A 26,848-nucleotide genomic window follows, 5' to 3' on the forward strand; every position below is an offset into this window, starting at 1 on the left:
GCCTGACAGCACAATGTTCGCCCCTCTATTCGGCACATTGCCCCATTTCCTGTCGGTTGCGGGCGCCAGTCATGGCCGATGCGATATCGACGGCGCAACAAGCGCCAATTTTCCCGGCAGCTCCGCCACCAGTTTGTCCACCGCCAGCCGCACCTTGAGCGGCTGATAAGGCATATAGGGCCACACGACGTTCACCGGAAAACTGAGGCTGGACTCGCCGCGCATGACCTCCGTCAACGCCCCCGCCATCAACCGATCGCGCACCAGCCACTCCGGCAGCCACGCAATGCCGGCACCGGCGGAAACCGCATCGACGATCCCCTGCATATCATCCATCATCATCTTGGCCGGCGGCCTGAACGACCGCAGTTCACCGTCTGCGCCGCGCAGCTGCCAGGGCAGCACGACGCCGCCGTGTAAATACCCGACGGCCTGATGCCGGCTTAACGCTTCCGGCGTCCTGGGCTCGCCGTAGCGCTGTACGTAATCGGGCGAGGCGCAGAGGATCATGCCGTGTTCCCCCAGTCGCCGGGCAACCAGACTGCCGCTGTCCGCCAGCTCACCGATGCGCACCGCCAGATCGAATCCCTCGTCGATCAGATCGATCCGGCGATCGCTGAACGACATCTCCAGCGTCAATAACGGGTGCTCATTCGCCAGCGCCGTCAGCAAGGGCGCAATGCACAGATGGCCAAACAATACCGGCACCGAGACTCTGAGGCGGCCGCTGACCTGCATCTTGCCGCTGTCCAGCTGATTTTCCGCCGCCTGCACATTCGCCAACGCCTGCCGGCAATGTTCATAGTACAACGCTCCTTCATCCGTCAGGCTCAGGCTGCGCGTGGTGCGCATAAACAACATGACCCCGAGCCGATCCTCCAGGCGCGACACGATTTTACTGACCGCAGAACGGGTCAGATGAAGCTTGTCTGCGGCGGCGGCGAAACTGCCGCCTTCCGCCACGGCGACAAAAGCCGGCAGGGCGCTGAGATCGCTTTTCATCTTATGTTTCCAATTTGGAATCAATAATGTGAAAACCTATCACCACTGGTGAACACTAAGCAATGATAACCTGCAGTCATTCCGGTACTCCCGGTGAAATCCACAGATTACCGTCAGAGGACAACCACATGAAAAATATACTGGTGCTCAAATCCAGCATTATGGGAAACAACTCGCAGACCAATACCCTGATTGATCATTATCTGGCGGAACGTCGAGCCAAAGGATATGACGATAAGATCGTCGAACACGACCTGGCGACGTTGGATCTGCCGGTATTGGACGGCGAGCTGTTCAGCGCGCTGCGCGGCGCGGAAAACACCAGCCAACGCGCCAAAGCGGCGGTGGCGCTCTCCGATCGACTGATTGCCGAACTGAAAGAGAGCGATCTACTGCTGATCGGCGCGCCGATGTACAACCTCAACGTACCGACCCAGCTGAAGAACTGGTTCGATCTGGTGGCCCGCGCCCGGGTAACGTTCAACTACACCGCCACCTATCCGGTTGGGTTGGTCGAGGGCGTCAATGCGCTGGTGTTCAGTTCACGCGGCGGCGTACACGTCGGTCAGCCGACCGACGCCGTGACGCCCTATCTGCGCTCGGTGCTGGGGCTGATGGGCATTAGTGACGTGCAATTCATCTATGCTGAAGGGCTGGACATGAAACCGCACGGCCACGCTCAAGGGTTGGCGAATGCCCATCAGCGGATCGCAAAGTTGGTATATTGATTAAAGAAGTGCGGAAAATCTCGTTCCTCAGCCAGTTACCTGACCTAATACTAGCTTTTGCAGATTATTGCCGCTTAGATTTAATGATATACAAGCAAGTGTGCAACATTTAACGATATTGACTGATACTGCAGCATAACTATGATCAGTTTCGCGTAGGCGACTGTCTCCGCATTTCAGTTCACATACCGACAAATTAATTACAGGCTAGTGTATTCATTATATAACAACTCATGGTCATATTAAGCAATAGTAATAGCCAATGCGTTTAGCGGTCCGATATTGGCTATTACTTTGTGACAAACCAAAGCTCAGAACCTTTTTCTATACGAATAATTCTACCATCATATTGCTCAACCCCACCACGGTAAGCGAAATCAGCTGTTAAACCCAAATTGTTTTTCCCATTCCCAGCCTTGACAACCAAACCTATAAATGTATTTTCCGTACTTTGAATAACAACATTAAAATATGTCCCTACCGGCATATTGGGTAACGCATGAATAACGCATGTTCCATCAGACGTAGAAATAGTGTAAGTCATTCCATGTTGAGGAATCCAGCTGGCCCCCTGCGTATTAATATCATTCCCTCCTGCAGACGCAGACAAATGGTTCCCATTATAAGACTTAACCTCGAGCATCTCGCAGCGATACTTATTAGCTAGACCATCATAAAAAAACTCAATAATGCGCTCATTTGAGATCCCCCAACCAAGATCATACGTGCCGCCAACGATAGCGCCATTGAGGTTTAACACTACAGAACGGTCTGAAGTGCGCACGCAAAAGTAAAAGCTACGTGGATAATCACCACGATTTGGTGCAACCAACGTCACCTTGTATGATGCATTAGCCCAGTAGACAGTATCTGACTGAGGGATAATAGAGCAGTTCTCTTTAATTCGAATGAAATTATTCGGAGTAATTTGGGAGCTTATTGCCGCAGAGGTAGCCGTTTTGCATCGATAAAGATCCTGAACGCCTTTCGCCGTTAAGCCCTCATATCTCCCTGACTTTATAGTGCCATGTCTAAATTTTGACAAACGCAATTTTTCCGGTTTACTGTGGGAAGAGAACCCATCTCGTGACGTTATATAAGTTATTCCATCGAAAGTATCATTCGGGTCAAATACCATTGCCCACTCGCCTGTTTTTAGCTGAAACAAGCAAGGAGCCTCTATTCCAGACCGCATAAGATATTCAATTTCCGCACCACCGATTGACATACTTACAGTGCTGACATATTCAAACGGCCCTAAAAATGATGTGCTGTGAAAAACATCAATCACACCATAATTTTCTCTTTTTGCTGCAAGTAAATATTTTTTATTTTCAGTATCCTTGACGATATAAGCATCAATGCGGCTGTACTTGTTAATGCTTCCATCAGATTCATAATAATCGATGCGTGACGGCTTAGAAAACTGCACCTCATTTATATCCGTACATTTAGCAATATAAGTGCCAAAGTAATTCGACTTGGCCGTTGGTGAAGACGTTTTATCATAGCCTAAATAAATACTAACGATCACATAAAGTTCATCATTTTCCACGATAAGTTCTGGAGCCCATAATTTATCCGCGCCTCGTGTTCCTTTATCCCAGGCTTTTTTTCGACTGCAGATAGCTTCGTGCCCATTGAGCTTAACATTGGTACGTTTCCAATTTACCAAGTCCTCACTGGTATATATAAGCATGTCATAATTTTCAACTGAATTTGACGTTATAGCGATATACCAATGATTTTTGAAAAAACAAATTGATGGATCTCGCCCTACAATTGATTTTTTACCATCACTCAGCTGAGTAGGATCACTCCAGTTAATACCATCGTGAGACGTAACTAAATTAACAGCATTCGTATTTGTCTCAAAAAATGTAGCATAATAAATATCGGCAGTGCTTTTTATAAAATCTAATGAGCCCAACTCTTCACCTACGGTGGTATTTTTATACCCAATGAAATCGGCTCCCGTAGCGGAAGATAGCTCTGATAATTTCTCATCAATATATAAGTTACCAATATAAGGCTCATACTGAAGAACATCGGGAATATAAAACTGTTGCCCTCCCTCGCTATCATGTACAGCCAAAGCATAACTTTCTAGCGTGACAAGCCTTCCCGATTCACTGCTGATGCGAGGAACACTATTTTCATTAAGTAATATAGGCTGGGAAACAAGCGTACGGGAACCATCTTTACGCTCCAGATAAACAGGAACTTGGTTTGCTGACATAATAGGATTGGTATCAACCCTACCTATATACATTTGCCCATTCGCACTACCTTTGAATGAGCTTACGAGCCTGAGCAACTGAAGAGGGATCGCATTCAGTGAAGCTATGCCAGGCAAGAGAGGCCTGCTGTCTTTTGCGCTCACCCGAGAGGTGATCGCGCTACCGAAAAAAAAGGAGACCAGACCTTTGACGACACTTCTGCGATCCATGATACACTCCAATGTAAACTCTCTAAGATACAAAATAGCATACTCCTCTATTAAAAATAGAGTACGCGAGGAGAGTTTTAATCTAGTTAATACTAAAAAATGTAAACAATCTTAACTAACAATACTTACGCTTTTTTCAGACGTACACTTAGTGATTTATTTCCCAGTGCAATTTAAAAGGAAAGGAAACCATCAATCATCTATATTGAGAAATGACTTACAATTAACAATACCGTTAAAACCCTGGAAGTATATATTACATCAACAGCCAGGAGTGCCATTTTGTCAACACTCCCCATAAAATACGCAGAATTAAATGCCAATCACGGGAAATTCGTTCTAAAAAAGCGAATAATAAGCAGAATCGGAAGAATGGACTATATGCATAGAATATTCTGTCGAACATTTATCCTATGCATAAAGTTTTCATCACACTGGCATATTCATGATGTCCTGGTAGGCCGCCACCAGCTTGTTGCGCACCTGGACGCCCAATTGCAGAGATACCGACGATTTTTGCAGATCGACCATCACATCGTTCAGGCTGATGCCCGGCACGCCCAGCTCGAAATCCTGCGCCTGTTTGCGCGCCGTTTGCTGCGTCTCGCTGATCTTGCCGAGCGCAGCGGTCAGTTCACTGGCGAAACTAACGCCCTGCGGCGCCGCATTTTGCCCCATCTTGCCGGCCTGAACCGCCATGGTCTGCATCTGCTGCAGCACCCCTTCAATGCCCTGAATCGCCATCTGACCCTCAATCATTTCGTCTTGCCGGGTGAAGTTTCACCCTGCACTTCTCCAATGATGCACACCCTAGCACAGCGTTTTCAGAGCTAAAGCGGTTAATTAACTGCAAAAAACCCGGCTTATCGGGCAATCAGAATCATCTGATAAGGCGAATAATGGCCTGCCCAGAAATGGGAGCGCCGCTATTTAGAAGATATGTGTATCAGGGAGTCTGTTTTGTCACACAACGCTAACCATACCGTTCATCAGCCTGGCAGGGAGCTGCTCAGCGGCCCGTACGGGATCGTGAGCGCCATTGAAGGACGAGACCTAAAATGAGTGCTTCGATAACCGCCGGCGAAAGCCGCGACAACGGCCTGCAGGCCATCTGGAATCGTCTGCGCGCCAACCCGAAAATTCCGTTGCTGGTCGCCGCCTCCGCCGCGATCGCGATCGTCGTCGCACTGCTGTTGTGGGTGAAAAGCCCCGACTACCGCGTGCTGTACAGCAATCTGAACGACCGCGACGGTGGCGCCATCGTCACTCAGCTGACGCAGATGAACATCCCTTACCGCTTTGCCGAAAATGGCGCGGCGCTGCTGATCCCGGCGGAAAAAGTGCATGAAACCCGTCTGCGTCTGGCGCAGCAAGGGCTGCCGAAGGGTGGCGCCGTCGGTTTCGAACTGCTGGATCAGGAAAAATTCGGCATCAGCCAGTTCAGCGAGCAGATCAACTATCAGCGCGCCCTTGAAGGCGAGCTGTCGCGCACTATCGAATCGCTGGGACCGGTGCAAAACGCCCGCGTTCACCTGGCGTTGCCTAAGCCTTCGCTGTTCGTGCGTGAACAAAAATCCCCTTCCGCCTCGGTGACGCTGACTCTGCAACCGGGCCGCGCCCTGGACGACGGCCAGATCAACGCCATCGTTTATATGGTGTCTAGCAGCGTTGCCGGCCTGCCGCCGGGCAACGTGACCGTCGTCGATCAGGCCGGACGCCTGCTGACGCAGTCCGACGGTACCGGGCGCGATCTCAACGCCTCGCAGCTGAAATACGCCAACGAAGTGGAAAACGGCTTCCAGCGCCGCATCGAAGCGATCCTGGCCCCGGTGGTCGGCAGCGCCAACGTGCGGGCTCAGGTCACGGCGCAGATCGATTTCGCCACGCGCGAACAAACCGATGAACAGTATCAGCCGAACCAGCAGCCGGACAAAGCCGCTATCCGCTCCCAGCAAACCAGCCTGAGCGAGCAGATCGGTGGGCCACAGGTCGGCGGCGTGCCGGGCGCGCTGTCCAATCAGCCGAGCGCGCCGGCCACCGCGCCGATTGAAACCGCCAAGCCGGCCGCCGCAGCGGGCAACAACGCCAACGCGACCGCGCAAAACGCCGCAACTACCCGCAGCGCAGCGGCCAGCGGCGTGCCGCAAAACACCCGACGCGACGCGACGACCAACTACGAGCTTGACCGCACCATTCGCCATACCCAGCAAAAAGCCGGTACCGTGCAGCGTCTGTCGGTCGCCGTGGTGGTCAACTACCTCGGCGTAGACAAAGACGGCAAACCGCAGCCGATGAGCAAAGAGCAGTTGGCGCAGATCGAAGCGCTGGTGCGTGAAGCGATGGGCTATTCCAGCAGCCGCGGCGATACCCTGAACGTGGTCAACACACCGTTTACCGACAGCCAGGTTACCGGCGGTGAACTGCCGTTCTGGCAAAGTCAGTCGTTCATCGATCGTCTGATCGACGCCGGCCGTTATCTGCTGGTGCTGCTGGTTGCCTGGCTGCTGTGGCGCAAACTGGTGCGGCCGCAGCTGCAACAGCGCCAGGCGGCGCAACAGGCCGCCCTCGCCGCCGCCAACGCCCCTGTCACTAAAACGGTCGACAGCAACAAACCGAGCAACGAGGAGCTGGCGCAGCGTCGCAAATCGCAGCAGCGCGTCAGTGCAGAAGTCCAGAGCCAGCGGATCCGCGATCTGGCTGACAAAGACCCACGCGTGGTCGCTCTGGTAATCCGCCAATGGATGAGTAACGAGATATGAGCCTGACCGGAACCGACAAAAGCGCCATCTTGCTGATGACGCTGGGTGAAGATCGCGCGGCGGAGGTGTTCAAACACCTCTCCTCGCGCGAAGTACAGCTGCTGAGCGGCACCATGGCCGGCATGAGCCAGGTTTCACACAAACAACTCGGCGAAATTCTGACCGAGTTTGAAGACGACGCCGAGCAATACGCGGCGCTGAGCGTCAACGCCAGCGACTACCTGCGCTCGGTGCTGGTCAAGGCGCTGGGCGAAGAGCGCGCCGCCAGCCTGCTGGAAGACATTCTCGAATCGCGCGAGACCACCACCGGCATGGAAACGCTCAACTTTATGGAGCCGCAGAGCGCCGCCGATCTGATCCGCGACGAACACCCGCAGATCATCGCCACCATTCTGGTGCACCTCAAACGCGGCCAGGCGGCAGACATCCTGGCCCTGTTCGACGAACGCCTGCGCAACGACGTGATGCTGCGTATCGCCACCTTCGGCGGCGTGCAGCCGGCGGCGTTGGCGGAGCTGACCGAAGTGCTGAACAACCTGCTCGACGGTCAGAACCTCAAGCGCAGCAAAATGGGCGGGGTGCGTACCGCCGCCGAGATCATCAACCTGATGAAAACCCAGCAGGAAGAAGCGGTCATCGACGCGATGCGCGAATACGATGGCGAGCTGGCGCAGAAGATCATCGACGAGATGTTCCTGTTCGAAAACCTGGTGGAAGTCGACGATCGCAGCATCCAACGCCTGCTGCAGGAAGTGGAAGGCGAGTCGCTGCTGATCGCGTTGAAAGGCGCCGAACAGCCGCTGCGCGAGAAGTTCCTCAAGAACATGTCGCAACGCGCCGCCGACATCCTGCGCGACGATCTGGCCAACCGTGGGCCGGTGCGCATGTCGCAGGTGGAGAACGAGCAGAAAGCCATCCTGCTGGTGGTAAGACGCCTGGCGGAAACCGGCGAAATGATCATCGGCGGCGGCGAGGACACCTATGTCTGATCGCATTAACACCCTGCCCTGGCAGCCCTGGTCGCTCAACGATTTGGGCGAGCAGAAACCGGCTCTCGAGCTGCCGCCATTGCCGGATCTCGAACTTGACGATCCGTCGCCGGACGCGCAGGCCGAATTGCAACAGCAGCTGGCGACGCTACGCCTGCAGGCAGAGCAACAGGGCCAGCAGCTGGGCTATGCCGACGGCCAGCAAAAAGGGTATGAGGCCGGTTTTCAGTCCGGTCTGGAGGAAGGCCGCCAGCAGGGGCTGCTGGAAGCGCAGCAGCAGCAACAGCCGCTGACCGCTCACTGGCAGCAGTTGGTCACCGAATTCCAGCACACGCTGGATGCGCTCGACAGCGTGATCGCTTCGCGGTTGATGCAGCTGGCGCTGACCGCCGCCAAACAGGTGCTGGGCCAGCCGCCGGTGTGCGACGGCACCGCCCTGCTCGCGCAGATCCAACAGCTGATTCAGCAGGAGCCGATGTTCAACGGCAAGCCGCAGCTGCGGGTCCACCCGGACGACTACCAACGCGTCGAACAGCAGCTGGGGGTCACCCTCAGCCTGCACGGCTGGCGCCTGCTGGCGGACGGCGAACTGCACCCGGGCGGCTGCAAGGTCAGCGCCGAAGAAGGCGATCTCGACGCCAGCCTGGCGACGCGCTGGCATGAACTGTGCCGCCTGGCGGCACCAGGAGAAGTCTGATGACCGCGCGTCTCGGCCGCTGGCTGAGCTCTCTGGATACGCTGGAAAAGCGCATCGCCCGCGCGCCGACGGTGCGCCGTTACGGCCGCCTGACCCGCGCCACCGGGCTGGTGCTCGAGGCCACCGGGCTGCAGCTGCCGCTCGGCGCGACCTGCCTCATCGAACGGCACGACGCCGGTGAGGTGCAGGAAGTGGAAAGCGAAGTGGTCGGCTTCAACGGCCAGCGGCTGTTCCTGATGCCGTTGGAAGAAGTGGAAGGCATCGTGCCGGGCGCGCGGGTTTACGCCCGCATCGCGCCGGAAGGCCAAAGCGCCGGCAAACAGCTGCCGCTCGGCCCGGCGCTGCTGGGCCGCGTGCTCGACGGCAGCGCCAAACCGCTCGACGGCCTGCCCTCCCCGGAAACCGGTTACCGCGCGCCGCTGATCACCGCGCCGTTCAACCCCTTGCAGCGCACGCCGATCGAGCAGGTGCTGGACGTGGGGGTGCGCACCATCAACGGCCTGCTGACCGTCGGGCGCGGCCAGCGCATGGGCCTGTTCGCCGGCTCCGGCGTCGGTAAGAGCGTGCTGCTCGGCATGATGGCCCGTTATACCCAGGCGGATGTGATCGTCGTTGGCCTGATCGGCGAACGTGGCCGCGAGGTCAAAGACTTTATCGAGAACATTCTCGGTGCCGAAGGCCGCGCGCGCTCGGTAGTGATCGCCGCTCCGGCGGACGTGTCGCCGCTGCTGCGCATGCAGGGAGCGGCCTACGCCACCCGCATCGCCGAAGATTTCCGCGATCGCGGGCAGCACGTGCTGCTGATCATGGACTCCCTCACCCGCTACGCCATGGCGCAGCGTGAGATCGCCCTGGCCATCGGCGAGCCGCCGGCGACCAAAGGCTATCCGCCTTCGGTCTTCGCCAAGCTGCCCGCCCTGGTGGAGCGCGCAGGCAACGGCATCAGTGGCGGTGGCTCCATCACCGCCTTCTATACCGTATTGACCGAAGGGGACGATCAGCAGGACCCGATCGCCGACTCGGCCCGCGCCATACTCGACGGCCATGTGGTGCTGTCGCGCCGCCTGGCGGAGGCCGGCCACTACCCGGCGATCGACATCGAAGCGTCGATCAGCCGCGCCATGACGTCGCTGATCGACGAAGAGCATTATCGCCGGGTTCGCACCTTTAAACAGATGCTGGCCAGCTATCAACGCAACCGCGATCTGATCAGCGTCGGCGCCTACGCGGCAGGCAGCGATCCGTTGCTGGACAAAGCGATGACGCTGTATCCGCAGATGGAAGCCTACCTGCAACAGGGCATCTTTGAACGCAGCGGCTATGATGAAGCCTGTCAACAGCTGCAGCAGTTGATTGTTTAACGTCACAGAGGCGCAGAGCGATGAAATCACAGTCACCCCTGATTACCCTACGCGATCTGGCGCAGGATGCGGTGGAACAAGCCGCGCAACAGCTGGGCCAGGTACGGCAGGCGCAGCAGGCGGCGGAGCAACAGCTGTCGATGCTGCTCAACTATCAGGACGAATACCGCCAGAAGCTGAATCATACGCTCTGCGACGGCATGGACAGCTCACGCTGGCAAAACTACCAGCAGTTTATCGGCACGCTGGAGCAGGCCATCGACCAGCACCGCCAGCAGCTGCTGCAGTGGGGGCAGAAAGTGGATCACGCGGTGAAGCAATGGCAAGACAAACAACAGCGGCTGAACGCTTTCGAAACCCTGCATACCCGCGCAATGAATGCGGAGCAGCAGCAGGAGAACAAACGGGATCAAAAATTGATGGATGAATTCGCTCAACGCAGCGCACAAAGGAATATCAACCCATGAATCTGAACGCCCTGCCCGGCCTGGCCTTACCCGGCGACGCTGGCGGTCTGACCGAACTGACCTCGGCGCTGGACGAAAGCCAGCTGTCGTCCGCTTTTGCCCAGTTGCTCGGCGCGCGTTTCGCGCCCGCCGCCGATGGCAAACCTCAGCCGGCCACGCTGAGCGCGGACGATGAACGTGCCCCGGCCCTGAGCCGCAACCAGCTCAATCAACTGCTGGCCACCTTCGGCGAGCGCGGCGGTCTGTTGCCGAACCTGTCAACCTCAGCCGACGCGCCTTCACCTGAAGCCGTTGAAAGCGATGCGCCCGCCGCCGGCGATAAACCGGCGCAGACGCCGATCGTCGCCGCCAAAGAACTGGATGCCGCGACGCTGCAGGCGCTGTACGCCATGCTGCCAGCCGTGATCGTCGCCCAGGTGCAACCGGCCGAAGGCCAACAGTCGCTGCCGATGGAAAACGCTGACGAGGCCACTGCGCTGCAGCCGGGCAACGGCCTGCTGAACATCGCGGCGGCCGGTGATAAAACCCCTGCTCGTTCAGCGGCGCCAGCCGCCCCGACGGTGACCAGCGTTAAAACACCGGCCACCGACGGCGATAACGCTACGGCGGCGCTCACGCAGCCGGCTACCGGCGAACGTGCAAGCACCGCGCAACCGCTGCCGGCGAGCGATGCGCAGCAGCCGCCGACGCTCAATCACGCCGTCGCCCTGGCCGCCGCCAGCCCGACGCAAACGGCCGCCCCGGCCAGCGCACTGGTGAGTGCACCGCCTACGCCGCAGCTCAACGCGCAGCTGGGCAGCCCGGAATGGCAGCAGGCGTTGAACCAACAGGTGCTGATGTTCCACCGCAACGGCCAGCAGAGCGCCGAGCTGCGCCTGCACCCGCAGGAACTGGGCGCTTTGCAGATCACGCTGAAACTGGACGACCAGCAGGCGCAGCTGCACATCGCCTCTGCGCACGGCCAGGTGCGTGCGGCGGTGGAAGCGGCGATGCCGCAGCTGCGCCACGCGCTGGCGGAGAGCGGTATCAACCTGGGGCAGAGCAGCGTGGGCGGCGAATCCACGCCGCACTGGCAACAGGCGCAACAGCAGGCTTCCAACGGCCAGGGGCGTTCCAGCTATGCTGAACATCATGGCGCCGAGGCGGCAGCAGCCGACAACGTCAGCGCGCCGGTGGCGCTGCAGCGCATGGCCAGTGCGGTCAACGGCGTCGATATTTTCGCCTGAGCCGCCGCAAACGCCCAAGCTGGCACCCATTTGCGCGTTTATTCAGGCTATTGCACGCCGCAATAGACGCGATAATACCTTTACATGTCATGCGTGCGGCTTTGCTGCGCGCTATGCTCGCCGCCTCGCAGGCCGCGGGTGGAACAACAGGAATTAGATTTGGCTATGTCTCAGAACTCCCTTCCGGCAGCACCGAAACGCCCCCTTCTGGTCATCCTGCTGGTGTTGATCAGCGTCGTCGCCTGTGGCGCCGCGGGTTACAGCTGGTGGCTGCTGCAACAGCATAAAAACGGCGCCGAACCGGCCGCCGTCAAAGAACAACCGCCGGCGGCGCCGGTGTTCATGCCGCTCGACACCTTTACCGTCAATCTGGTGACGCCGGACAACAACCCGGATCGCGTGCTGTACATCGGCCTCACGCTGCGTCTGCCGGACGAAAGTACCCGCCGTCAGCTGAACGATTTTCTGCCGGAAGTGCGCAGCCGTCTGCTGATGCTGCTTTCCCGCCAGGAAGCGAGCCAGCTGGCCAATGAACAAGGGAAGCAACAGTTGGTGGCGCAGATTAAGGATGTGCTCAGCCCGCCGCTGGTTAAGGGACAACCGAAGCAGGTGGTCAGCGACGTGCTGTTCACCGCCTTCATACTGCGGTAATCACTATGGGCGATAGCATTCTTTCACAGGCAGAGATCGACGCCTTGCTCAACGGCGACAGCGCGGGTGACGAACCCGAAGCGGTGGTCGGCAAAGAGAGCGAGGTCAAGCCTTACGATCCGAACACCCAGCGCCGCGTGGTGCGCGAGCGTCTGCACGCGCTGGAAATCATCAACGAACGTTTTGCCCGGCAGTTCCGCATGGGATTGTTCAACCTGCTGCGCCGCAGCCCGGACATCACCGTCGGCCCGATCAAAATCCAGCCGTATCACGAGTTCGCCCGCAATCTGCCGGTGCCGACCAACCTGAACCTGGTGCATCTGAACCCGCTGCGCGGTACCGCCCTGTTCGTGTTCGCGCCGAGCCTGGTGTTCATCGCCGTCGACAACCTGTTCGGCGGCGACGGCCGCTTCCCGACCAAGGTCGAAGGCCGCGAGTTCACCCCGACCGAACAGCGGGTGATCAAGCGCATGCTGCGCCTGGCGCTGGACGCCTACGGCGACGCCTGGAGCGCCATTTACAAGATCGACGTGGAATACGTGCGCGCCGAAATGCAGGTGAAGTTCACCAACATCACCACCTCGCCGAACGACATCGTGGTCACCACGCCGTTCCAGGTGGAGATCGGCGCGCTGACCGGCGAATTCAACATCTGCATTCCCTTCGCGATGATCGAACCGCTGCGCGAGCTGCTGACCAACCCGCCGCTGGAAAACTCGCGGCAGGAAGACAGCCACTGGCGCGAAACGCTGGTGAAGCAGGTGCAGCACTCCGAACTGGAGCTGATCGCCAACTTCGTCGATATCCCGATGCGGCTGTCGAAAGTCCTGAAGCTGCAACCGGGCGATGTACTACCGATAGACAAGCCGGAACGCCTGATCGCCCATGTGGACGGCGTACCGGTTCTGACCAGCCAATACGGCACGTTGAACGGGCAATACGCCCTGCGTGTTGAACATTTGATTAACCCTATTTTGAATGCTCTGAGTGAGGAACAGCCCAATGAGTGATCCTAAGCAACCGTCTGGCGAAGGAAAGGAATCCGTGGACGATCTGTGGGCTGATGCGTTTAACGAGCAGCAGTCCTCAGAGAAATCCGGCGCGAGCACCGAAGGGGTGTTCAAGTCGCTGGAGGCTCAGGATGCGCTCGGCAGCCTGCAGGATATCGACCTGATCCTGGATATTCCGGTCAAGCTGACCGTGGAACTGGGGCGCACCAAGATGACTATCAAAGAGTTGCTGCGCCTGTCGCAGGGCTCGGTGGTGGCGCTGGACGGCCTGGCCGGCGAACCGCTGGACATCCTGATCAACGGTTACCTGATCGCACAAGGTGAAGTGGTGGTGGTGGCCGACAAGTTCGGCGTGCGCATCACCGACATCATCACCCCGTCCGAACGCATGCGTCGACTGAGCCGCTGATGACCGCCGCCGCGCCCGTTACCGTGCAAAGCACCCAACAACCCGCCGCGCCGGCCCTGCCGGCCGGTTCGGTGTTGATGCAGGTCAGCAGCGCGCTCGGCGGCATTCTGCTGCTGATCCTGCTGGCCGGTTGGCTGTTCCGTCGGCTGGGGTTCGCCCCGCAGGCGCGCAACAACAAACTGCTCAACCTGCGCGCCAGTTGCCAGGTCGGGCAGCGCGAGCGCGTGGTGGTGGTGGAAGTCGACGACACCCTGCTGGTCTTGGGCGTCACTGCCCAGCAGATCACCCCGCTGCACACCCTGCCCGCCCCGCCGAAAGACGAAGGCGAGACCAACGCGGCAACACCGGCGGACTTCCGCCAACTGATGCAAAAAGTTCTGAAACGCCCGGAAAAATCGGCATGACCTCGACTCTTCATACCCTCGTCCGCCGTCCGGCGGTTTGGCTCCCTGCCGCCCTGCTGCTGATCAGCCCGGCGGCTTTTGCACAACTGCCGGGGCTGATCAGCCAGCCGCTGGCCAACGGCGGCCAAAGCTGGTCGCTGCCGGTGCAGACGCTGGTGCTGTTGACCTCGCTGACCTTCTTGCCCGCCATGTTGCTGATGATGACCAGCTTCACCCGCATCATCATCGTGCTCGGGCTGCTGCGCAATGCGCTGGGCACGCCGTCGGCGCCGCCGAACCAGGTGATGCTGGGGCTGGCGCTGTTCCTGACCTTCTTCATCATGTCGCCGGTGTTCGACAAGGTCTATCAGGACGCCTACCTGCCGTTCAGCCAGGACAAGATCGGACTGGAGGTCGCGCTGGATAAAGGCGCGCAGCCGCTGCGCGAATTCATGCTGCGCCAAACGCGCGAAACCGATCTCGCGCTGTACGCCAGGCTGGCCAATCAGCCGCCGCTGGCCGGCCCGGAAGCGGTGCCGATGCGCATCTTGCTGCCCGCCTACGTCACCAGCGAACTGAAAACCGCCTTCCAGATCGGCTTTACGGTGTTTATTCCGTTCCTGATTATCGATCTGGTGGTCGCCAGCGTATTGATGGCGCTGGGGATGATGATGGTGCCGCCGGCGACCATCTCGCTACCGTTCAAGCTGATGCTGTTCGTGCTGGTCGATGGCTGGCAGCTGCTGCTCGGCTCGCTGGCGCAGAGCTTCTATTCGTAACCCCCGACCGGAGAAAGCGAGATGACACCTGAATCGGTTATGGCGCTCGGCACCGAGGCGATGAAAGTGGCGCTGGCGCTGGCCGCCCCGCTGCTGCTGGCGGCGCTCATCAGCGGCCTGGTGGTCAGCCTGCTGCAGGCCGCCACCCAGATCAACGAAATGACGCTGTCGTTCATCCCCAAAATTCTGGCGGTGGTGGCCACCATCATCATCGCCGGCCCCTGGATGCTGAACCTGTTGCTGGACTACATGCGCACCCTGTTCAGCAACCTGCCTACCCTGATCGGCTGACCGTGCTCACTTTCGACAGCGCCCAGCTCACCGTCTGGCTCAGCCACTATTTTTGGCCGCTGCTGCGCATTCTGGCACTGATCAGCACCGCGCCGATATTCAGCGAAAAGCAAATCAGCAAAAAGGTCAAAATCGGCCTTGGCGGGCTGATCGTCATCCTGATCGCGCCGACGCTGCCCGCCAGCAATATTCCGATCTTCTCCGCTGCCGGCCTGTGGCTGGCGATTCAACAGATTCTGATCGGCGTGGCGCTGGGGTTGACCATGCAGTTCGCCTTCGCGGCGGTGCGCCTGGCGGGCGAAGTGATCGGCATGCAGATGGGCCTGTCGTTCGCCACCTTCTTCGATCCCAGTGGAGGCCCGAACATGCCGGTGCTGGCGCGCCTGCTCAATCTGCTGGCGATGCTGCTGTTCCTCAGCTTCAACGGCCATCTGTGGCTGATTTCGCTGCTGGCTGACAGCTTCCACACCCTGCCTATCCAAACGCAGCCGCTGAACGGCAACGGCTTCCTGGTGCTGACCCAGGTCGGTTCGCTGATCTTCATCAATGGCATGATGCTGGCGCTGCCGCTGATCTGCCTGCTGTTAACGCTGAACATGGCGCTCGGGCTGCTCAACCGCATGACGCCACAGCTGTCGGTGTTCGTGATCGGCTTCCCGGTCACCATGACCTTCGGCATCATGACGCTGGGCATGATGATGCCGATGCTGGCGCCATTCTGCGAGCACCTGTTCGGTGAGATATTCGATCGTCTGGCGGCGGTGATCGGCGGCATGACCTTCTGAATCCACCTCCTCCTTCCTTCCCCCCCTTTTGCCTGAGACAAAATGGCAATAAAACCGTTTTATTGGGACAAAAGCCTGAGAAACGCCTTTTATCCGGATTAAGGTTCAAATGTCTCCGGCGGCTTGAATAAATAAAACCCCGACCTAGAATAGACCCGGTAACAAGAAAACATCGCCTCCCCGTTAGCCATCGGCGGCGATAAAAACGCTTACTCCTCAGCGAAAATAAAATATAACGCAGTCACGCAGAGTTAAATGCGCGACAGATAACTTACACCCTGAATAAATGCGTCCGGCAGCCTGCCGGCTGCAGGGCGCAGCATCGACCTTTGCTAACCACAGGAGCGAGATCATGATTAAAGCGAAAAGCAACCGCAAGGCACGCCGATTATTCGGCTTGACCCACTGGAAAAGCAACAAGTTTAAAGTTTCCTTCACCGAGACCAGCGATGGCGGAAAATGGAAAGTGGTGAAGAAAAAGAAATAATCACGCAGGACCTGTAGCAAAAATTCCGGGTTGCGCCCCTATCCGGCTTCTGCAACGTCATTCGACGCGGCGCCGCATAAGCAGCCCGGGACCCACACTCATCACTCGCCGGCAAACCGTGCCGGTGTACTTTATTCTTAGGAAGGGAATAACGCGCCACATCACCCTGGCTGCTGCGTTAAATTTAAAAATAATGTATTAATGATTTAATTTACTCACACCCCTTATTTATTCACTGACAAGAAAAATCGATTTCCCACCTTATTTCCCCAGCGTTATATTGAAAACAACCTTGCTACCAGTACGCGGCAAGCCTCACTAAAATATAAACGGTGTAAATATGAAGATAAAGTTTCAGCTGAGTGATTTATTCATCAGCGGCATCGCCATTTTGATCATGAGCACTATTTTAAACACACTGGGTTTTTCCTGGGGTTTATTTACTCTACCGCCTGGCGTCGATAGTTTTGTCATCATCCCGTTTACCTTATTTGGCTCATTGAAGTTGGCCGAGTGCCTCTATAAGCCAATACGCTGGCTGCTAAATGAGAGCCGCAAATCTCAAATCGAAAATAACAACCCTAAAAATAACGCTAAGTCGCGTTAACAGGAGATCGACCTATGCTGAGAGAACTGACCAGAGAAGAAATGCAACGGATTGGCGGCGCCGGTGACGGCAATAACGGCGGCGACCGGGATCGCGACTATGGCCCAAGCTCCTACGGCGCGCAGGCGAACGGCTTCCAGCCTAATTGGGCGGCGAAAGGCTATGGGCTATTTCAGGATCCTTGTACCGGCGCGGTGGTGACCGGCGCCATTGCCATGGCCAGCGCCCTGGCCAGCCGTAACGGCAGTGCGATTAGCACCGCGGCGGCCTCAGCCTTTGTCAACATAGGCGGTCAATGCACTAAAGGATCCGGCAACGATCGCGGCGTGCCTTTCCGCTAACGCGTAAGCTGAATGAGGAAAACGCAGACAAAAAAAGGCGCGTCGCTCAGTCAGTAGTGGGAGAACGAACGACGCGCCAAACGAGTGCACCCGGTTTCAAGAAGCCTCCCTCCCCGCGGGGCGGAGAGGGCATTTTCTAAGCGCACTAAAGGGAAACCCGTCGCGGTCAGGCAACGGGGTATTGCTCTTAACGATTCATCTGGAACAGCGACATGCCCTGCATATCGCTGAAGGTTTTGTACGACGCCTGCAGCGCCGCCTGCTGCATGAAGTAAGACGAGATAGACTCGGCCAAGTCGGCATCCGTCAACGCGCTCATCTGGATCTGGTTGGTCATGTCACGCTCTTTACCGATGCTGTCCAGTTGATCCATCTCCTGCAGCTGGCTACCCAGCTCGGCACGCACGCTCAACACGTTGTTGTAGGAGTTGTCCAGGCCGCGGTTGGCTTTCGCCAACGCATCGTTCACCTGCTGTTTGGTGGCCTCGTCGGCGCCCTGCAGCGGCGTTTTCAGCGCATTCAGCGCGATGTCGATGCTCTCGAAAACGTTGCTGACCGGCGCGCTGCCGTCCGGCTCAGGCTTCGGGTTGCTGGTCAATGACATGAACACCGCGTTGCCGGTATGGCCGATGGTCATGGTGCGGTTGGCGTCCACTTTCTGCTCAACCGTCTTGTCGCCCCCCTGATAGCTGACGGTGCCGCCGTTGTCGACGAACGGCGCCTTGTCGTTCACGTATCCGCCGAACATATAGCGGCCGTTGCCGTCGGTGCTGTTGGCCTGGTTCAGCAGCTGATCTTTCAGCCCCTGCAGCTGGGTAGCCAACGACTGGCGGTCGTTATCGCTTTCGGTGCCGCCGGCATTGACGATCAGCGCCTTCATGTCCGCGATGGTGGAGGTCGCGCCGGCCAAAACCGTTTCTTCCATCGACACGCTCTGACGCGCGAAGGTGCGCGCCAGCGTGTATTGGCTGTTTTCCGCCTGCGATTGCGACAACATCACCGCGCGCGACGCCGCCAGCGGATCGTCGGACGGATTGATCACCCGCTTGCCGGAGGAAAGCTGCTCGGCGGCCTTCATGAACAGCGACTGGTTGCCCGTGATGCCGCTCATGTTCTGTTGGTACATCATGCTGGTGCTCATGCGCATGCTGTGGGTTCCTTACTCTGAACGACCGGCACCGCAACGGCGCCGGCTAACAATGAAATCAACGAATATTCAGCAACGCATCGAACAGCGAGCTGGCGGTCTGAATGACCTGCGCGTTGGCCATGTAGTACTGCTGGAAGCGCAGCAGCTCACCGTATTCTTCGTCGAGGTTAACCCCTGACAGCGATTGCTGTTGCTCACCCAGTTGCTTGACGATCTTGGCCTGCGAGGTCGCGATCGCCTTGGCGGCGGCGGTCTGGTTGCCCACGCCACTGACGATGCCGGCGTAAGCGCCGCTCAGGGTCGCCTTACCGTCCACCAGATTCTTGGTTTGCAGATCCAGCAGCTTCTTGGCGTTTTCGTTATCGCCGCGGCCGCTGTCGTCTTTACCGGCGGCGGCGATCTTGGACGAGTCGGTGATGGCGACTTTCAGGTTGCCCGCCACGTCGCTGACCGGCTTCACGGTGAAGCTGTCTTTGGATTTCGCATTGCCGTCGATGCTCACTTCCAGGCCGTCGAAGTTCAGCGTCGGTTTGCCGTCGGCACTGGTGCCCGGCGTGGCGTTGACTTTTACGTTGTCCGGCAGGCGGCTGACCTGCCAGTTGCTGCCGTCGAACTCGACGCGATAATCGTTGGCCTTCACTTTGCCGGTGTCGGTGTAAGCCACCGACAGCGAAGCGTCGCCGGTGTTGCGGGTATTATCCACTACCCGACCGCCGCTGAAGCTGAAGAAATCGCCGCCCGCGTCGCCGTTCAGATCGAAGCCTGCGCGATGCTGCTGGTTAAAGCTGTCCGCCATCGCCAGTGCCAACTGCCCCAGCTGATTGCGCACGCCGTCCAGCGTTTCGCTGCGGAATTTCAGCACGCCACTCAGACTGCCGCTGGTGATTTGCCCTTCCGGCACTTCGCTGGCGCCGTTGCCGCGGTTGTAACCGATAGTCAAACGGGAAGGATCGCTGCTGGAAGGCATCGCCTCCACCTGATAGGTATTGCTGCCCTGCACCAGGGTCAAACCGTTGGCGAAGGAGACGGTATACGCGTCGCCATCCTGCTGCGTGACCTGAACCCCCACCAACTGGTTCAGTTCGGTGACCAGTTGGTCACGCTGATCCAGCAACGCGTTCGGTTCACCGGCGGCGCTGCCGCGCAGGCGGGTGATCTCGTCATTCAGCTTGGCGATCTGTTGGCTGTAGCTGTTGATCTGCTGCGCCGTATCGCTGATCTGCTGATTAACGCCGCTGTCCATGTCGCGCAGGAACTTGTCGGTGTTATTGAACTGGTTAACCAGGCCATTGGCCTTGCCCAGCACGGTCTGACGTGCGGCGTCGTCGCCGGCGTTGCTCACCAGGTTTTGCAGATTGGTGAAGAAGTCCTGCATGTTGGCCGACAGCGGGTTGGTTTTGCTCGCCAACAGATTGTCGATCTGCGAAATCTTCTCGTAATAGGCGTTTTGCGCCCCGAACGCGCTCTGTGAACTGCGCAGCTGATTGGTGATGAACTGGTTGTATTCACGGTTGACGCTGGTGACGGTCACGCCGTTGCCGATGAAGCCGCTCATGGTGGCCATGCCGCCATTCTGCGCCAGGATCGCAGTCTGGCGGTTGTAGCCCGCCACGTTATAGTTGGAGATGTTGTTGCTGACGGTACTGAGCGCCACCTGAGCCGCATTCAGCCCGCTCATCGCGGTATTGATTAAGCTATTGGACATCGGAATTCCTTATGCTGCGGCGCCGGTGGCCCACAGAGTTCTTAATTGAGCTGCTGAGCCTGTTCGCTCAGCCTGTCTCGGTTATCGGCCAAAATGGGAAGAACTTGAGGAAAAAAAGCGGCAACGCGCTCAGCATCCAGCTAGCCTTCGTTACCGCCTATCCCCTAAATGATTGGCGCCGCTGCGGCGTCAAGAATGACGGGGATTTAGAACAAATCTTTCAGATCGTGGGTATAAGCTTTGACCGCCTGTTCCCCGGCGTTCTTCATCTGCTGAATCACGCTGACCAGTTTGCTGGCGTACTGCGGGTCGGTGGCATAACCGGCGCGCTGCAGCGCATGCGCTGCCTGTTCCGGGCTGCGCGCGGCGGCCACGTCGGCGTAGCGCGGGTTGTTGGTCAACAGCTTGACGTAATCGGCGATCGCTTCGACGTACGAGCCGTAAACGCGGAACTTCGCCTTCACCTTCTTCGCGGCGCCCTGCTCAAACTCGGTGGTGGTGATCTCCGTCACCGGCCCATTCCAGCTGCCGCCGGCCTTGATGCCGAACAGGTTGTAGCTCGGCGTGCCGTCAGAAGTCGGGATCTCGCGCTGCCCCCAGCCGGACTCCAGCGCCGCCTGCGCGACAATCAGCTGATGCGGAATGCCGCTCTGCTGGCTGGCGACCTTCGCCGGGATCGACAAACGGGCGACGAAGTTGCCGTTGTTGAGCGACAGCGGCGCGGCGGCCGGCGGCGCTTTCGGCATCGCCCGGCGCACCATCTGCTCCAGCGCCTGATTCGGCAGCGTTTGCAGCACCTCGTTGTCCAGCGCCATCGGCGACAAGCCCGCCGTTTCGCTCGGCACCGTATTGGCGTTGCTCATCTGCTTGACCATCATGTCGGCTAGCCCCAGCCCTTTTTGCGACATCTGCTGGGCGATTTGCTGGTCGTACATCGAGGTATAAAGCCGCGTTTGATCGCTGCTTAATACCCCGTCCTGCGGCAAGGCAGAACGCATGCTTTTCAGCATCATCTGCACGAACATGCCTTCCACCTGCTGCGCCACCTGCTTGAGGTTGCCCTGCGGATCGGCCGCCGCGTCGCGCTTCAGGCCGTTCAGCGCCTGGGCGTCATAGGCCGCGCCCGACATCGCCATCAGATCGCCGGCCATCAGATGATTTCCAGCTTGGCGCGCAGGCAGCCGGCGCTCTGCATCGCCTGCAGGATCGACATCAGATCGATCGGCGTGGCGCCCAGCGCATTCAGCGCGCGGATCACATTGTTCAGGTTGGCGCTGGCGTTCACCTTCTGCAGCGACCCACCCTGCTGTTGCACCGAGATCTGGGTGTTTGGCGTCACCACCGTCTGGCCGCCGCCGAACGGCGTCGTCGGCTGGCTGACGGTGTTCTGCCGATCGACCACCACCGACAGATTGCCCTGGGCCACGGCACAAGAGTCGAGGATCACGTCGCGGTTCATCACTACCGAACCGGTGCGCGAGTTGATGATCACCTTGGCGTCCATCGCACCGACGTTGACGGTGATGTTCTGAATCTCCGCCAGGAAGCGCACCTGAGAGCTGTTGCCCTGCGGCACCAGTACCTGAATGGTGCGGGCGTCGAGCGGCGTCGCGGTGCCGCCGCCGCGTTGGCGGTTGATGGCGTCGCTGATCTGCTGCGCCAGCGTGAAATCTTCGTCGTTCAACTGCAGATTGAGCACCCCGCCGCTACCGAAGGTGGTCGGCAGCTCGCGCTCGATGGTGGCGCCGTTGCTGATGCGCCCGCCCGCCAGCTGATTGACCTGCACGCTGCTGCCGCCGGCCGCCGCGCCCGCACCGCCGACCAGCACGTTGCCCTGCGCCAGCGCATAGACCTGGTTATCCACGCCTTTAAGCGGCGTCATCAGCAGGGTGCCGCCGCGCAGGCTCTTGGCGTTGCCCATCGAAGAAACCACCACGTCGATGTTCTGCCCGGCGCGCGAGAACGGCGGCAGTTTGGCGGTCACCATCACCGCCGCCACGTTTTTCAGCTGCATGTTGGTGCCCGGCGGCACGGTGATGCCCAGCTGCGACAACATGTTGCTCAGGCTCTGGGTGGTGAACGGCGTCTGCATGGTCTGGTCGCCGGAGCCGTCCAGCCCCACCACCAGGCCGTAGCCGATCAGGGCGTTGTCTCGCACGCCCTGCACCGTCACCAGATCGCGGATGCGCTCCGCCGCCGCCGGCAAGCACACCAGCCCGACGCACAGCGCGATAAACCATTTTTTCAGCATCAGTCAATCCTTAGAACGGTGAAACATTTAAGAAGAAGCGCTGCAGCCAGCCCATGGTCTGCGCTTCGTTGATATAGCCATTGCCGACGTATTCGATACGCGCATCCGCCACCTGCGTCGAGGTGACCGAGTTGTTGCCGCTGATGGTGCGCGGGTTGACGACGCCGGAGAAACGAATGAATTCGGTGCCCTGGTTGATGGCGATCTGTTTTTCCCCCACCACGTGCAGGTTGCCGTTGGCCAGCACCTGGTTGACCGTCACCGTAATGGTGCCGTTGAAGGTGTTGTTGGCGTTGGCGCCGCCCTTGCCGCCGAAGGTGCTGTCGCCGGAAATGTCCATATCGGCGCGCGCATTGCCTAACAGGCCGTCGAGGTAACGCGGCGAGGTGGCGACGCCGAACTTGCTGGCGCCGTTGCGGCTGGCGTTGGCGGAGGAACTCTTGCTGGCGCTGACGTTTTCCTGCAGCACGATGGTCAGGGTGTCACCGACGTTGCGCGGACGGCGGTCTTCGAACAGCGGCTGATAGCCGTAGTTCATCGGCTGCACCGTCTGGAAGATCGAGCCGTTCGGCATCGGCGCGCTGGCCGGCGCGGGCTGCGCCGTGGTCGCGCCGGCCACCAGCGGTTTGTGCGGGATATAAGCGCAGCCGCTCAGCGTCAGCATCACCATTCCCGCCAGCCAGCGTTGTCCCTGCCGCGGCAGGATTGCCATCGAATATGTGGTTACCACGGGTATCGCCTTTGTTTCACGAAAGAGAATGACGGGCGCGGCATGCCGGGCCCGTCAATGACAGATTACAGTTGCGTCAGCTTTTGCAGCATCTGATCGGAGGTCGATACCGCTTTGCTGTTGATCTCGTAAGCGCGCTGAGTCTGGATCATGTTGACCAGTTCTTCCGCCACGTTGACGTTGGAGGTTTCCACGTAGCCCTGATACAGCAGACCGGCGCCGTTCAGCCCCGGCGTGCTCTCGTTCGGCGCGCCCGAGCTTTCGGTTTCCTGATACAGGTTCTCGCCCACGCTCTCCAGACCGCTGTCGTTGACGAACGTGGTCAGCGTCAGTTGGCCCACCTGCTGAGCGGCGGTCTGCCCTTGCTGGGTAACGCTGACGATGCCGTCGCGGCCAACGGTGATGGACAGCGCGTTCGCCGGGATGGTGATCGCCGGCTGCACCTGGAAACCGCTGGAGGTCACCAGCTGGCCGTTCTGATCGATCTGGAACGACCCGTCGCGGGTGTAGGCCTGGGTGCCGTCCGGCAGCATCACCTGGAAGAACCCCTGCCCCTTGATGGCGACGTCTTTACTGTTGTTGGTCTGCGACAGGTTGCCCTGGCTGTGCAGACGTTCGGTCGCCACCGGACGCACGCCGGTGCCGATCTGCAGACCGGATGGCAGCGTGGTCTGCTCGGAGGACTGTGCCCCCGGCTGACGCATGGTCTGGTACAGCAGATCTTCAAATACCGCACGCTGGCGCTTGAAGCCGTTGGTGCTGACGTTCGCCAGGTTGTTGGCGATCACGTCCATGTTGGTCTGCTGCGCGTCCAGACCGGTTTTGGCAATCCATAAGGATGGAATCATCGGTTATTTCCTTGCTGCTTAACTCAATGAGAGCAGTGAGTTGGCACGCTGTTCGTTTTCATCCACGCTGTGGATGACTTTCATTTGCATTTCAAAGCGACGGGCGTTGGCGATCATATCGACCATGGTTTCCATCGGCTTGACGTTGCTGCCTTCCAGCACGCCCGGCATCACCCGCACCTGCGGATCGTTTTGCAACTGATTGCCGCGCTGCTGCTGGGTTTCCGGCGTCAGGCGAAACAGCCCGTCGTCGCCGCGCATCACTTCGCGCGCATCGGCTTTGACCAGCTTCAGGCGGCCGATCTGCGCGATGGTGTTCGGCGGATCGCCGGCGTTCAGCGCCGAAATGGTGCCGTCGGCCGCGATGGTGATCTCCGCCGACGGCGGCACCTCGATCGGGCCGCCGTCGCCCATCAGCGGCATCCCCTGCACCGTCAACTGCCCGGTGGAGGAGATCTGAATGTTGCCGTTGCGGGTGTAAGCTTCACCGCCGCCTGGCAGACTCACCGCCAGGAAACCGTCCTGCTGCAGCGCCACGTCCAGCGGACGCGCTGTGTAGTTCAGCGCGCCCTGGCTCATGTCGGCGCCGGGCGTCGAGGCCGTCACCAAGGTGCGTGTCGCCATGCTCGGCCCGTCGACCGGCACCGCGCGCAACGCGGCGAGCTGGGCGCGAAAGCCTGGCGTCGACGCGTTGGCCAGGTTGTTGGCGGTAATGGACTGCTGTTCCAGCGTTTGGCGCGCCGCGCCCATCGCGGTATAAATCGCGTGATCCATAACTCGGCCCTATTAGCGCAGGCTAACCAGCGTCTGCAGGATGGAGTCCTGCGTCTTGATGGTCTGGGCGTTGGACTGGTAGTTACGCTGTGCGACGATCATGTTCACCAGCTCCTGGCTCAGATCGACGTTGGAAGATTCCAGCGCGCCGCTGGTCAGCTTGCCGAAGCCGCCGCCGCCCGCCAGACCGACGCGCGGCTGGCCGGACGCGCCGGTTTCCTGCCAAACGTTATCGCCCTGCGACGCCAGCCCTTCCGGGTTGGAGAAGTTGGTCATGACGATCTGACCCAACAGCTGGGTCTGCTGGTTGGAGTAGATACCCACCACTGTGCCGTCGTTGTTGATCTGATAGCCCGTGTATTCACCGGCGGCATAGCCGTCCTGCGATACCTTGCTCACCGAGTCGCTGCCCACGTTCTGCTGCATACTGCCGGCGAAGCTCAGGGTGAAGTTTTGCGCCGGCGCACCGTCTTTGGCGGTCATCGGGATCACCATGCTGAACTCGCCCGGCGCGCCGTTGGTGCTGGTGGTTTTCACCAGGTTGCCGCTTTCGCTGAACTCCATGGTGCCGGCGTCAACCGGTGCAGCGCTGCCGTCCTGGGTGTAGACCTGCCACTTGTTGTTTTCGGTCTTCACGAAGTAAGCGTTGATGTTGTGCGCGTTACCCAGCGAGTCGTAAGCGGTGATGGTGTTGACGTAGTTGTAGCTGTCCTGCTTGGTCGGATCGAACTTCGTGTTCTCCGGCACTTTATGGGTGGACTTCAGGTTGGCCACCATCTGGCCGGAGGTGGACGCCTTGGCGTTCATCATGCCTTCAGGAATGCTCAGCGGCACCGGGTTGGCGCCCTGCTGGATGGTCGGCGGGGAACCGGCCGCCGGGTAGCCGGTCAGCTGCAGGCCCTGCATGTTGGTCAGGTTGCGGTTTTCGTCCAGCTTGAACTGGCCATTGCGGGTATAGAAGATGCCGCCGTCTTTATCCTGCATGCGGAAGAAACCGTTGCCGTTGATGGCGATATCCAGTGAACGGCTGGTACCGGTGGTGGTGCCGCCCTTGAAGTTCTGGGTGATGCCGGACACTTTGACGCCCAGACCGACCTGCGAACCAGCGAACATGTCGGCGAAAGATACGCTGCCGGATTTGAAGCCCGCGGTCGCAGAGTTGGCGATGTTGTTACCGATCACGTCCAGGTTGGTTGCTGCCGCGTTCAAGCCGCTGACTGCCTGAGAAAAGGCCATGTTATTCTCCGAATAGTGGTCAGGCTATCGTCCGATTGAGCCTGATGCTTAGGGTTATAAGATCTGTCGCACGTCTTCCAGGGTGGCGTTGCCCGCCAGGCCGAGATCCAGCTTGGCGCCGTTGCCGTCGCGGATCACGCCGTTCACCAGGCCGAAATGCAGGCTGCGCGCCACCAGTTGCTCGCCGTTGCCTTTGGCGTTGACGGCCACTTTGTAGGCGCCGTCGGGCGCGGTGGTGCCGTCATCCAGCGATCCATCCCAGGTGAAGGCGTGCACGCCGGCGGTCAGACCGCCAATTTCGATGGTGCGCACGACCTGCCCGCTGGCGTTGGTAATGGTGGCGGTCACCTGATCGGCTGCGCGCTCCAGTTCTACGCCGAACGGCGTGGTGCTGACCTTGCCGTCCTTGCTGCCGACCAGAATATTGTTGCCCGGCACCATCACGCCGTGACCGATCAACGCAGTGGCCTGCAGCGACTGGTTGCTGTTGATCTGGCCGGAGATCGAACCCAGCGTGGTGTTGAGTTTTTCGATGCCCTGAACGGTGTTGATCTGCGCCAGCTGCGAAGTCAGTTCGTTGTTCTGCATCGGGTTGGTCGGATCCTGGTTTTTCAACTGCGCGACCAACAGCGTCAGGAAGCTGTTGTGCAGATCCTGACTGTTGGTGGTCTTGCTGTTGTTACCGATGACGGTATTGTCCAACGACTCGTTAGTGGTTGCGGCGATAGCCATG

29 protein-coding genes are annotated in these 26,848 nt (G+C 59.0%); 17 read left to right on the forward strand and 12 right to left on the reverse strand.

Features of this window, described 5'->3' with window-relative positions; genetic code table 11:
• Positions 1-69 precede the first annotated feature (69 nt).
• Positions 70-1,002: a LysR family transcriptional regulator gene (locus tag AAIE04_RS10645; protein WP_498576908.1), complete on the reverse strand. Its 933-nt coding sequence runs from the start codon at positions 1,000-1,002 to the stop codon at positions 70-72.
• Positions 1,003-1,130: 128 nt separating this feature from the next.
• On the opposite strand from AAIE04_RS10645, the gene AAIE04_RS10650 reads away from it, so the two are divergent.
• Complete coding sequence (locus tag AAIE04_RS10650) at positions 1,131-1,730, forward strand: FMN-dependent NADH-azoreductase (RefSeq protein ID WP_498576909.1); 600 nt, start codon at positions 1,131-1,133, stop codon at positions 1,728-1,730.
• Positions 1,731-2,019: 289 nt separating this feature from the next.
• Here the strand turns inward: AAIE04_RS10650 and AAIE04_RS10655 are convergent, their stop codons facing one another.
• Together AAIE04_RS10655 and fliE are read right to left on the reverse strand one after the other, a co-directional pair.
• The gene (locus AAIE04_RS10655) at positions 2,020-4,179 is read right to left on the reverse strand and encodes a phage tailspike protein (RefSeq protein WP_498576910.1); all 2,160 of its coding nucleotides are present in this window, start codon (positions 4,177-4,179) and stop codon (positions 2,020-2,022) included.
• Positions 4,180-4,608: 429 nt separating this feature from the next.
• Positions 4,609-4,923, reverse strand: coding sequence for a flagellar hook-basal body complex protein FliE (gene fliE / locus AAIE04_RS10660; RefSeq protein ID WP_025159836.1), 315 nt, complete (start codon positions 4,921-4,923; stop codon positions 4,609-4,611).
• A 314-nt stretch (positions 4,924-5,237) separates the two neighbouring features.
• Between fliE and fliF the strand changes: the two genes are divergently transcribed.
• From fliF to AAIE04_RS10740, 16 genes are all read left to right on the forward strand, one after another.
• Positions 5,238-6,938, forward strand: coding sequence for a flagellar basal-body MS-ring/collar protein FliF (fliF, locus tag AAIE04_RS10665; protein ID WP_197667847.1), 1,701 nt, complete (start codon positions 5,238-5,240; stop codon positions 6,936-6,938).
• Positions 6,935-7,927: a flagellar motor switch protein FliG gene (gene fliG, locus AAIE04_RS10670; RefSeq protein ID WP_004934775.1), complete on the forward strand. Its 993-nt coding sequence runs from the start codon at positions 6,935-6,937 to the stop codon at positions 7,925-7,927. Before fliF ends, fliG begins: the two co-directional genes overlap by 4 nt.
• A complete protein-coding gene (gene fliH / locus AAIE04_RS10675; protein WP_063918542.1) occupies positions 7,920-8,624 on the forward strand; it encodes a flagellar assembly protein FliH in 705 nt (234 codons plus the stop codon). Before fliG ends, fliH begins: the two co-directional genes overlap by 8 nt.
• On the forward strand, positions 8,624-9,985 hold the full coding sequence (gene fliI, locus AAIE04_RS10680) for a flagellar protein export ATPase FliI (RefSeq protein WP_004934781.1): 1,362 nt from the start codon (positions 8,624-8,626) through the stop codon (positions 9,983-9,985). The genes fliH and fliI overlap by 1 nt, the downstream gene beginning before the upstream one ends.
• A 20-nt stretch (positions 9,986-10,005) precedes the next feature.
• Entirely contained in the window at positions 10,006-10,452 is a 447-nt protein-coding gene (gene fliJ, locus AAIE04_RS10685; RefSeq protein ID WP_004934783.1) for a flagellar export protein FliJ, read from the forward strand.
• Complete coding sequence (locus AAIE04_RS10690) at positions 10,449-11,678, forward strand: flagellar hook-length control protein FliK (RefSeq protein WP_498576911.1); 1,230 nt, start codon at positions 10,449-10,451, stop codon at positions 11,676-11,678. Before fliJ ends, AAIE04_RS10690 begins: the two co-directional genes overlap by 4 nt.
• Positions 11,679-11,843: 165 nt before the next feature.
• Positions 11,844-12,329, forward strand: coding sequence for a flagellar basal body-associated protein FliL (gene fliL, locus AAIE04_RS10695; RefSeq protein ID WP_015378245.1), 486 nt, complete (start codon positions 11,844-11,846; stop codon positions 12,327-12,329).
• A gap of 5 nt (positions 12,330-12,334) precedes the next feature.
• A complete protein-coding gene (gene fliM / locus AAIE04_RS10700; protein WP_004934798.1) occupies positions 12,335-13,339 on the forward strand; it encodes a flagellar motor switch protein FliM in 1,005 nt (334 codons plus the stop codon).
• Positions 13,332-13,748: a flagellar motor switch protein FliN gene (gene fliN, locus AAIE04_RS10705; protein WP_004934799.1), complete on the forward strand. Its 417-nt coding sequence runs from the start codon at positions 13,332-13,334 to the stop codon at positions 13,746-13,748. Before fliM ends, fliN begins: the two co-directional genes overlap by 8 nt.
• Complete coding sequence (fliO, locus tag AAIE04_RS10710) at positions 13,748-14,152, forward strand: flagellar biosynthetic protein FliO (RefSeq protein ID WP_019452944.1); 405 nt, start codon at positions 13,748-13,750, stop codon at positions 14,150-14,152. The genes fliN and fliO overlap by 1 nt, the downstream gene beginning before the upstream one ends.
• Positions 14,149-14,910: a flagellar type III secretion system pore protein FliP gene (fliP, locus tag AAIE04_RS10715; RefSeq protein ID WP_004934802.1), complete on the forward strand. Its 762-nt coding sequence runs from the start codon at positions 14,149-14,151 to the stop codon at positions 14,908-14,910. The genes fliO and fliP overlap by 4 nt, the downstream gene beginning before the upstream one ends.
• A 21-nt stretch (positions 14,911-14,931) precedes the next feature.
• Positions 14,932-15,201: a flagellar biosynthesis protein FliQ gene (gene fliQ / locus AAIE04_RS10720; RefSeq protein ID WP_004934803.1), complete on the forward strand. Its 270-nt coding sequence runs from the start codon at positions 14,932-14,934 to the stop codon at positions 15,199-15,201.
• 2 nt (positions 15,202-15,203) lie between these two features.
• Entirely contained in the window at positions 15,204-15,986 is a 783-nt protein-coding gene (gene fliR / locus AAIE04_RS10725; RefSeq protein ID WP_019452945.1) for a flagellar biosynthetic protein FliR, read from the forward strand.
• 352 nt (positions 15,987-16,338) lie between these two features.
• Positions 16,339-16,473 (forward strand): stationary-phase-induced ribosome-associated protein, encoded by a 135-nt coding sequence (sra, locus tag AAIE04_RS10730; RefSeq protein WP_019452946.1) that lies wholly within the window; start codon positions 16,339-16,341, stop codon positions 16,471-16,473.
• A gap of 340 nt (positions 16,474-16,813) precedes the next feature.
• Positions 16,814-17,080, forward strand: coding sequence for a hypothetical protein (locus AAIE04_RS10735; protein WP_498576912.1), 267 nt, complete (start codon positions 16,814-16,816; stop codon positions 17,078-17,080).
• Positions 17,081-17,094: 14 nt separating this feature from the next.
• Positions 17,095-17,421: a hypothetical protein gene (locus AAIE04_RS10740; protein WP_498576913.1), complete on the forward strand. Its 327-nt coding sequence runs from the start codon at positions 17,095-17,097 to the stop codon at positions 17,419-17,421.
• A gap of 187 nt (positions 17,422-17,608) precedes the next feature.
• Here the strand turns inward: AAIE04_RS10740 and flgL are convergent, their stop codons facing one another.
• From flgL to flgD, 9 genes are all read right to left on the reverse strand, one after another.
• Positions 17,609-18,568 (reverse strand): flagellar hook-associated protein FlgL, encoded by a 960-nt coding sequence (flgL, locus tag AAIE04_RS10745; protein WP_019452949.1) that lies wholly within the window; start codon positions 18,566-18,568, stop codon positions 17,609-17,611.
• A gap of 58 nt (positions 18,569-18,626) precedes the next feature.
• On the reverse strand, positions 18,627-20,276 hold the full coding sequence (flgK, locus tag AAIE04_RS10750) for a flagellar hook-associated protein FlgK (protein ID WP_498576914.1): 1,650 nt from the start codon (positions 20,274-20,276) through the stop codon (positions 18,627-18,629).
• 206 nt (positions 20,277-20,482) lie between these two features.
• On the reverse strand, positions 20,483-21,427 hold the full coding sequence (flgJ, locus tag AAIE04_RS10755) for a flagellar assembly peptidoglycan hydrolase FlgJ (protein WP_049200258.1): 945 nt from the start codon (positions 21,425-21,427) through the stop codon (positions 20,483-20,485).
• Positions 21,427-22,527: a flagellar basal body P-ring protein FlgI gene (locus tag AAIE04_RS10760; RefSeq protein WP_004934816.1), complete on the reverse strand. Its 1,101-nt coding sequence runs from the start codon at positions 22,525-22,527 to the stop codon at positions 21,427-21,429. The genes flgJ and AAIE04_RS10760 overlap by 1 nt, the downstream gene beginning before the upstream one ends.
• A 10-nt stretch (positions 22,528-22,537) precedes the next feature.
• Positions 22,538-23,239 (reverse strand): flagellar basal body L-ring protein FlgH, encoded by a 702-nt coding sequence (gene flgH, locus AAIE04_RS10765; protein WP_342889892.1) that lies wholly within the window; start codon positions 23,237-23,239, stop codon positions 22,538-22,540.
• An 83-nt stretch (positions 23,240-23,322) separates the two neighbouring features.
• Complete coding sequence (gene flgG / locus AAIE04_RS10770; RefSeq protein ID WP_004934819.1) at positions 23,323-24,105, reverse strand: flagellar basal-body rod protein FlgG; 783 nt, start codon at positions 24,103-24,105, stop codon at positions 23,323-23,325.
• A gap of 18 nt (positions 24,106-24,123) precedes the next feature.
• Positions 24,124-24,879 (reverse strand): flagellar basal body rod protein FlgF, encoded by a 756-nt coding sequence (locus AAIE04_RS10775; RefSeq protein ID WP_019452952.1) that lies wholly within the window; start codon positions 24,877-24,879, stop codon positions 24,124-24,126.
• Positions 24,880-24,891: 12 nt separating this feature from the next.
• Positions 24,892-26,115: a flagellar hook protein FlgE gene (gene flgE / locus AAIE04_RS10780; RefSeq protein ID WP_063918545.1), complete on the reverse strand. Its 1,224-nt coding sequence runs from the start codon at positions 26,113-26,115 to the stop codon at positions 24,892-24,894.
• Positions 26,116-26,169: 54 nt separating this feature from the next.
• Positions 26,170-26,847: a flagellar hook assembly protein FlgD gene (flgD, locus tag AAIE04_RS10785; protein WP_019452954.1), complete on the reverse strand. Its 678-nt coding sequence runs from the start codon at positions 26,845-26,847 to the stop codon at positions 26,170-26,172.
• Position 26,848 lies beyond the last annotated feature (1 nt).

This window comes from Serratia sp. Ae19-1 (assembly GCF_059801225.1).